Origin of the sequence: Sphingomonas pituitosa NBRC 102491, assembly GCF_001598435.1 — a bacterium.
GTDB lineage: Bacteria > Pseudomonadota > Alphaproteobacteria > Sphingomonadales > Sphingomonadaceae > Sphingomonas > Sphingomonas pituitosa.
Genome location: NZ_BCYY01000010.1, coordinates 157,535 through 163,534 on the forward strand (window position 1 = coordinate 157,535; position 6,000 = coordinate 163,534).

A 6,000-nucleotide genomic window follows, 5' to 3' on the forward strand; every position below is an offset into this window, starting at 1 on the left:
AGGGGCTCAAGGGGCAGGCCTGTTCGGCGCGGGCAAAATAAATGACGGAGGCTCCGACGCGCTTGCGTGTTGGAAACCGTAGGGCCAACAAACAAAAAGCATTGGCCGCAGGCCAATTCAGAAGCGGCCCGGTATTTCTGTTGAGGGGGCTTCAAACAAACAAAAGCATCGGCCGTAGGCCGATACCTGCTTGCCCCCGACCGCGGCGGGCAGGGCTGCAACGCCGAGACACTGAGAGGCGGCGAAGGGTGCGATGAGATCATGGGCTCACAAGCAGCCCATGACGCGCCGATGCGCGTCATTCGACAGCCGAAGGCTGCTAGGGATGCATGGTCAGCGGGCGACCTGGTGCGGGGCAGGGGAGTGTGATCTCCGCGGATGCCACGATAGGTGGTCGTTACCCGACAGGGCCGAGACCGCTCGCGGGCTCGGTCGGAGCGCCCTCAGGCGCGGAGATAGGGCACCGGTGCCGGCCAAACGAACAAAAGCATTGGCCAAAGGCCAATTCTCACGCCGGCAATCGCCAGAATCTCTTCCTGCTTCAGCGCGACAGCGAGGCACGCAAGCGACTGATCATGCTGGGCCGCCGCATCGTGCTGCGCGGGCGCACCATTGTCCGGATGAACTGTTCTTCCAGCTGGTCGAGGAGCGTCTTGAGTTCCGCCAACCGCTCGGGGGGGTGCAGGATCTCGAAGGTCCGATCCCCGAGGCCCATAGCGCTCACATTATGCAGGTCATTGGCGATTAGGCGGATCGTCTGTGCGACTTCCTGCGACAGGCCGGCTCCGCCGCTCCCGGCCACATTGCGGATCGCCTTCATCGCGCGCGCTGTCATGGCGAGCCACTCAACCTCCGTATCGTTCAGACGTCGAGACATATCCGGCCCTTTCAGAGGTCGATGTTCCGAATTTCCAGCTCCGCCGCCAGTGCATCCTGGAGCGGATCGCCAGCTTCAGCAGTGTTGCTCAGATATTCTTGCCGCAGCTCCTCGTCGGAGAGTGCCGCGATCCTTTCAGGCAGACAGAGTGCAAGGCGCTCAGCATCGTCAACGGGGTTCATGCAGCAATCCTATTCAAGAAGTCGGTAAACAAGCATCGGTTGTACCTGCGAGCGTTGCAAGCTCCTGCGCAAGCAACAGCAAATAATGCTGGCCTGTGTTCCTAATATGTTCTATACGGCGCACCTGCAAAGGAGAGTACCCATGGACGTCAACGATGCTCTGCGTGACTTCGACTATGATATCGCGCTCCGCGATGCGTTCGAAGATACGAAGCTAAGCCACTCGCGTCGGATGCTCGCGGGCGCGTCGATCGGAATCGATCTCGCGGCGGCCTATTACTCGGTCGCGCAGCTGCTCGAAGGTATCGCCGATCTGGAGATTGATCACCGCAAGGGGTTGCGGTTCCGCGCCGGCTATCTCGCGATCGAGGACATCCTGAAGGATGGAGGGCCGTTCCAGAAGCGGATCTGGCATCTGGTGTGCGACCTGCACCTTTCGCAGGCGGTGGTAGATCTGAGCTGGCTCAAGGCGATCCTGTATGCTCGCGGCAGCATGGCGAAGGCGGCATCGAAGCACGTGCAGGTGCGGTATTTCACCGATGCCGATACGGTGGAGAGCCCGACGGCCGCTGAGCTGATGAAGGTGGACGCTTTCCGCTGAGTGGTTCCTCAAGCGACGAGCGCGAGGAACCGCTCCTGGCCGATCGGAGGCTCGTCGCTGACGCGGAATGGCTGCATCGGGTTGCCGGTGGAGACGACGAACTGCTCGGTGCCGCTCGCGGCGCGGAGCTGCACGGCGACAGCGTAGGCGTTTTCGGGGGAGGCGAGCTTGCCGCGGAGCGGCGAGAGATTGTGGCTGCACATACGCGGTTTCCGTCAATGGAGTGGAAAGGAAGAGCGTGGTAGGCACTGGATCCTGATCCTAGTGGTGAGCGTTTGGATCAGTCTCTACGCAAGTGATCTCCTTGGAATGCGGGGCTGCGGACACTGCCGGTTCGTAGCCCCGTTTCCGTTCAGAGCGTTGAGCCGTTAGGCTGGCGCGCAGTACCGGCTCACAATATGCTGCTGGGCATGCTGGGATGGATCACACCGTTTCTGATTGTCTCGAGCTATGCGCTGCTGCTGGTCGCGGCGCAGATCCTCGGCGCGCAGCTCAACTTCATCGGCTTCATGGCGCTAGTTCTGGGCTGGTTTGCGGTCGCCAACTGGTCAACCTGGTCGTTCACCCGACCGAGCGTGGCATGCGCAGTCACCGGGATCAGCATTGTCTGCCTGGTCAGCGCCCCGGTGAACGCGATCTTCGTCGGCTGTTACGTGTTCGGCCAATGTCCATAACGCCGCGCTAAATGTCTGATTTTACATAATTTCCATTATCGTTTCGTCTGCGTTTCGACTTGTGCATGCGCGCGGCTTTGGTCAGCTGATGTGGCGCCTGACCGGCGTCGGCGAAGGCCAGAAGGCGCTCAATAGTCGCTGGTCAGCATGACCGTCATGACGCGGATCGTCGCCGAGGCGTCGCTCGGATCCTCGGCGCCGAGCTGCATCGAGGGCTCGTAATAGTCGATCTTGAAGCACACGCGATGGCCGTCGAAATCGAAGGCACCGAAATCGCGTTCAGGATCATCGGGCGTAAAATGGTACTCCCGGATAGCCGTCATGAGCCGAGAGGTCGCGACCAGGCCATGCACCGGACCCGGCTCCTCCAGCGTGGCTCGTAGGGTCCGTGTCATGTGATGACGCGCTGTTCGATCCAGACCTTGGCGGCACCGATCATTCAACTGAGCGATGCGCTCGGTTCGAGAGATTGGTTCGACCGTCATTGCGCAGCCCCTTCGCATGCGAAGGCGAGCTGGGACGCGGCGATCGCCGCTACCGCAGGATAGGCGTCCACCAGGTTCTGGTAGACGACGGCGTTCTCTGGAATAGCGAACACCCCGTCGGTGGTCGGCCGCGTGATCAGAAGGGCCGACACGATGACATCGCTCAGCTCCCGCACCTGCACCGCGTTGCCGGCGTCGTCGTAGCTGACCGGGGCTGTGAAGCCCGCCTCAAGCCAAGTACCGAGGCCGTTCTCCACCTGCTCGATATAGCTTGCCGCCGCGGCGATCGCCGCGTCCTCGTCCGCGATGCGAATGCCGAGGGTGAAATAGCGTCCGAAGTCATGCGGATTGCGCAGCTCGACGAGCTCGCAACCCTCCGGAGGCGGCCCGAAACGGCCGATCAGGGCCGCTTTGTAGGCCGCGACTTCGAGGCGGTTGAGGCGCTCGAAGTCCTCGGTCTGGCCGAGCTGGGCGCAGTTCTCGTTTGCCGGCGTGCCGCCGATATCGATGATGTGAGGCATCGGAGTTCTCCCGGATCACCAAGATCCGATCTCCTCCTTCCCCTCCTCTCTGGTCGCACGGCTCAAAAGGCGGACCCCGCTCCGCCGAAAGGGGGGGGTGGCGAAGCGGGGTCCTTTAGCAGGAGAGCGATGCTCACGCGGGGGGGCCACGGTGAGGGTCTGCCTGCTAATCTTGTATGGTCAGCGGAGCCTAGCCAGGGATTTCGCGGCGAAAAACTCGCTCCGCGGGGCTGCTTCACCACTGATGGGGTCCAGCTTTACGATGTAGCCACTGAGGTGTGAGCGAACAAGGCTTCCCTCCCGCCCGACTAAATCTGGATCAACATCCTCTACGTTTTGCACACGGACTCTGATCTCCGTGAGGCTCGGGTCCGGATGACGTGCCGGCTTGTCTGCGAAATCGCTCAGCAGTTTGGCCCTGATGTCTTCCGGCACGATGGCATATTGGTTGATGGCGGCGATTGCAGCCTCCGGTGTCCGGATCTCTCGATAGTCCGTACCGACCCACACGATCGCGCCTTCCTCCGGCGACGCCTTGGTGAAGACCTGGGCGAAGAACGTCTCGAGCGGACGATCCCAACCGACCACAGCGTGATCGATGTCGGGACGGTCTGCTCTCGGGATCAGCTTATAGCGGCTCATGGAAGCTCCTGCGCGATCGGGACGGATGTACTTGTGATGGCGGCGTCACGCGGCGCGCTTCGCGCCGGCATTGAACCTGGTCAGCCAATCGGTGAGTGTTGGCCGCTGGGCGAGCGGCAGCTGTGCAGCGCCGTCCTGGAACTTGATCAGTTCGGTCGGCGCGTCGCGAACGATCGCGTCGATCTCGTATCCCGGCAGCAGCCCTTCGTGCCGGATAAAGGCGGTCATCGATCCGGGGCGCATCTTTGTGCCGCGCCGCCAGAGGCCTTCCGCTGTGTGAAGTCGTGGTGCAGCGCGCGCTTCCACCAGTACGATGGTGCGCAAGCACCAGCGCGGCAGCTCGCGCACCTCTTCCGGGGTCATCCCGATGCAGAAAAAGCATGATGACTTCGGTGGCACGGGCAATCCCGCCTCCCGAATGCGCTCGATGCAGCGGGCTCGATCCCAACCCCAAACGCGGAGAGGGTATTGATACTCGTATAGAGGATCCTCGATCCCCGCTGCATGCGCATAGCGGCGACTGTCCTGCTTGCCTGCATCGAGGCCGATGAGACGCACCACCTTCTCGCCGCGCGCCCATGTATCGACTGCAGGCTGCCAGGTGCGGAGGTATGCGTCTTGCGGTGCCTTCTTGTACTTCAGGCTGCAGCTGGATCCGCCGAGGCTTTTGCTTGGCAGCGTCCCGTTGGTCAGCGCCATCTCGGCCAGGCCGCGATAGGGCGGCCAATGCTTGAACCGCTTGGTCTCGTAGGTGACCAGCTCGAAGTGGATCCCGTGTGCCTCCATCCACGGCTTGATCATGTCGAGATAAGCGTAGGTCAGCGGCTTTTCGACGCGAGTGTCCGCTGTGAGCACCAGGTCGGGCTTCTCGCCGCGCGAGACAAGTTCGACCAGCATCGCGGTGCTGTCCACGCCGACACCATAGGCTAGCACGGTCGGACGACGGTTCGAGATCATGAGGAGGCTCCAGCTTGCACGGCAACATGCCTGCCCCACCCCCCCCTCTTTTCTCTTCTTTGCTGGTTGAGCAATTTCGCCAGCATATCCCAGTGCTGGCCGTTACTTGCGTGCGAAGGTCGAACTATTTGGAGTGATCCGGACCCTCAGGTAGCGCTTACGCCTCGACCTTTGACTGAGCGTTCATTACGTTCTCCTAAGCCATGCTATAACTTCGAGCTCGCCCTTATCGCGCTTGAATGGTTCGCTGGCGCCAAGCGTAGGCAGTCATTGTCGCAGCAGCCATCCCTGCGATAGGGAAGGTCGCGTCCCTCAGATGGCCGTTTGCACTGACCAGAATAATCATTGAGATTAAGCCAACCAGTAGTCCTGCCCAGACGCGTCGAGTGATTACGACCACCGCAAACGACACGATCGCGGTCACTGCCATCGGGTTAGATTGCAACATGACAATGGTGGAATTCATATAGCACCCTAATTTAATCCAACCGATCCAAGGCGTGTCCCACCACAGAACATCCGGAGAGCCTTAGTCATCTCGTATCTCAGCTTTGACCTGTTAGGTATTTGAATTTTTGGACTAAGTGATTGTCCGCCGGCATCTACAAAACCATCCGCGATGGAGCCGTCAGCGAGCACCACATGGATCTCATGGCATCCTCGGCTCAAACTCCCCCGGTCGACGGCTGTGAACTCCCCCAGAGAGGCCTTGAGCCCCTGCGCGATCTTGCCCCAGCGGATATGGCCGGCGCCGGCGTTTTGCCCAGCGGATAGACCGCGAGATAGCCAGGTGCGAACATGCACGCGCTTCTGCAGCGGCGAGTTTTGGGCTCGCTCGCATATTGCGGCGATCGGGAGGACCGCGGCGGCTTGGTCGAGCTTCTCAAGCTGTTCTCCGGTTACTGTCGCGAGGACGTCCGTAATGTCCTTGGATCGAAGGTGTGCTCGCAGGTCTTCCACAGCAATTTGCTTGCCTGATGGGGTTGCCCACCCCCCGTCTCGGAACACGACGACAGTCAGCCCTAGCTGTAGGCGCTCGCAATCCTAGCGGCGTTTGCTCG

General features: G+C 61.1%; 10 protein-coding genes. 3 read left to right on the forward strand and 7 right to left on the reverse strand.

Annotated features, from left to right (window positions below; genetic code table 11):
• Positions 1-541 precede the first annotated feature (541 nt).
• Both SPI01S_RS10810 and SPI01S_RS22260 read right to left on the reverse strand, forming a co-directional pair.
• The gene (locus SPI01S_RS10810; RefSeq protein ID WP_066722006.1) at positions 542-877 is read right to left on the reverse strand and encodes a hypothetical protein; all 336 of its coding nucleotides are present in this window, start codon (positions 875-877) and stop codon (positions 542-544) included.
• Between the two features lie 11 nt (positions 878-888).
• A complete protein-coding gene (locus SPI01S_RS22260; RefSeq protein ID WP_157084644.1) occupies positions 889-1,059 on the reverse strand; it encodes a hypothetical protein in 171 nt (56 codons plus the stop codon).
• 142 nt (positions 1,060-1,201) lie between these two features.
• Here SPI01S_RS22260 and SPI01S_RS10815 point away from each other — a divergent pair, with 142 nt between their 5' ends.
• Positions 1,202-1,660 carry a hypothetical protein gene (locus tag SPI01S_RS10815; RefSeq protein ID WP_066722008.1) on the forward strand — a complete coding sequence of 153 codons (459 nt, stop codon included), beginning with the start codon at positions 1,202-1,204 and terminating at the stop codon, positions 1,658-1,660.
• A gap of 8 nt (positions 1,661-1,668) precedes the next feature.
• On the opposite strand, the gene SPI01S_RS10820 is transcribed toward SPI01S_RS10815, so the two are convergent.
• Positions 1,669-1,863, reverse strand: a complete 195-nt coding sequence (locus SPI01S_RS10820) for a hypothetical protein (protein ID WP_066722009.1) — start codon at positions 1,861-1,863, stop codon at positions 1,669-1,671.
• Positions 1,864-2,058: 195 nt separating this feature from the next.
• Here SPI01S_RS10820 and SPI01S_RS10825 point away from each other — a divergent pair, with 195 nt between their 5' ends.
• The gene (locus SPI01S_RS10825) at positions 2,059-2,334 is read left to right on the forward strand and encodes a hypothetical protein (protein WP_066722011.1); all 276 of its coding nucleotides are present in this window, start codon (positions 2,059-2,061) and stop codon (positions 2,332-2,334) included.
• 128 nt (positions 2,335-2,462) lie between these two features.
• On the opposite strand, the gene SPI01S_RS10830 is transcribed toward SPI01S_RS10825, so the two are convergent.
• The 4 genes from SPI01S_RS10830 to SPI01S_RS10845 form a co-directional block, all read right to left on the reverse strand.
• Positions 2,463-2,729, reverse strand: coding sequence for a DUF3768 domain-containing protein (locus SPI01S_RS10830; protein WP_306305024.1), 267 nt, complete (start codon positions 2,727-2,729; stop codon positions 2,463-2,465).
• An 86-nt stretch (positions 2,730-2,815) separates the two neighbouring features.
• The gene (locus SPI01S_RS10835) at positions 2,816-3,340 is read right to left on the reverse strand and encodes a hypothetical protein (RefSeq protein WP_066722014.1); all 525 of its coding nucleotides are present in this window, start codon (positions 3,338-3,340) and stop codon (positions 2,816-2,818) included.
• A gap of 180 nt (positions 3,341-3,520) precedes the next feature.
• Entirely contained in the window at positions 3,521-3,982 is a 462-nt protein-coding gene (locus tag SPI01S_RS10840; RefSeq protein ID WP_066722015.1) for a hypothetical protein, read from the reverse strand.
• Between the two features lie 45 nt (positions 3,983-4,027).
• Positions 4,028-4,939 carry a hypothetical protein gene (locus SPI01S_RS10845; protein WP_066722016.1) on the reverse strand — a complete coding sequence of 304 codons (912 nt, stop codon included), beginning with the start codon at positions 4,937-4,939 and terminating at the stop codon, positions 4,028-4,030.
• Positions 4,940-5,737: 798 nt separating this feature from the next.
• On the opposite strand from SPI01S_RS10845, the gene SPI01S_RS22265 reads away from it, so the two are divergent.
• Positions 5,738-5,917: a hypothetical protein gene (locus SPI01S_RS22265; protein ID WP_157084645.1), complete on the forward strand. Its 180-nt coding sequence runs from the start codon at positions 5,738-5,740 to the stop codon at positions 5,915-5,917.
• Positions 5,918-6,000 lie beyond the last annotated feature (83 nt).

Coding starts and splice junctions, on each gene's coding strand:
- SPI01S_RS10810 (WP_066722006.1), bottom strand. CDS start 877: ATGTCTCGACGTCTGAACGATACGGAGGTTGAGTGGCTCGCCATGACA.
- SPI01S_RS22260 (WP_157084644.1), bottom strand. CDS start 1,059: ATGAACCCCGTTGACGATGCTGAGCGCCTTGCACTCTGTCTGCCTGAA.
- SPI01S_RS10815 (WP_066722008.1), top strand. CDS start 1,202: ATGGACGTCAACGATGCTCTGCGTGACTTCGACTATGATATCGCGCTC.
- SPI01S_RS10820 (WP_066722009.1), bottom strand. CDS start 1,863: ATGTGCAGCCACAATCTCTCGCCGCTCCGCGGCAAGCTCGCCTCCCCC.
- SPI01S_RS10825 (WP_066722011.1), top strand. CDS start 2,059: ATGCTGCTGGGCATGCTGGGATGGATCACACCGTTTCTGATTGTCTCG.
- SPI01S_RS10830 (WP_306305024.1), bottom strand. CDS start 2,729: ATGACACGGACCCTACGAGCCACGCTGGAGGAGCCGGGTCCGGTGCAT.
- SPI01S_RS10835 (WP_066722014.1), bottom strand. CDS start 3,340: ATGCCTCACATCATCGATATCGGCGGCACGCCGGCAAACGAGAACTGC.
- SPI01S_RS10840 (WP_066722015.1), bottom strand. CDS start 3,982: ATGAGCCGCTATAAGCTGATCCCGAGAGCAGACCGTCCCGACATCGAT.
- SPI01S_RS10845 (WP_066722016.1), bottom strand. CDS start 4,939: ATGATCTCGAACCGTCGTCCGACCGTGCTAGCCTATGGTGTCGGCGTG.
- SPI01S_RS22265 (WP_157084645.1), top strand. CDS start 5,738: ATGCACGCGCTTCTGCAGCGGCGAGTTTTGGGCTCGCTCGCATATTGC.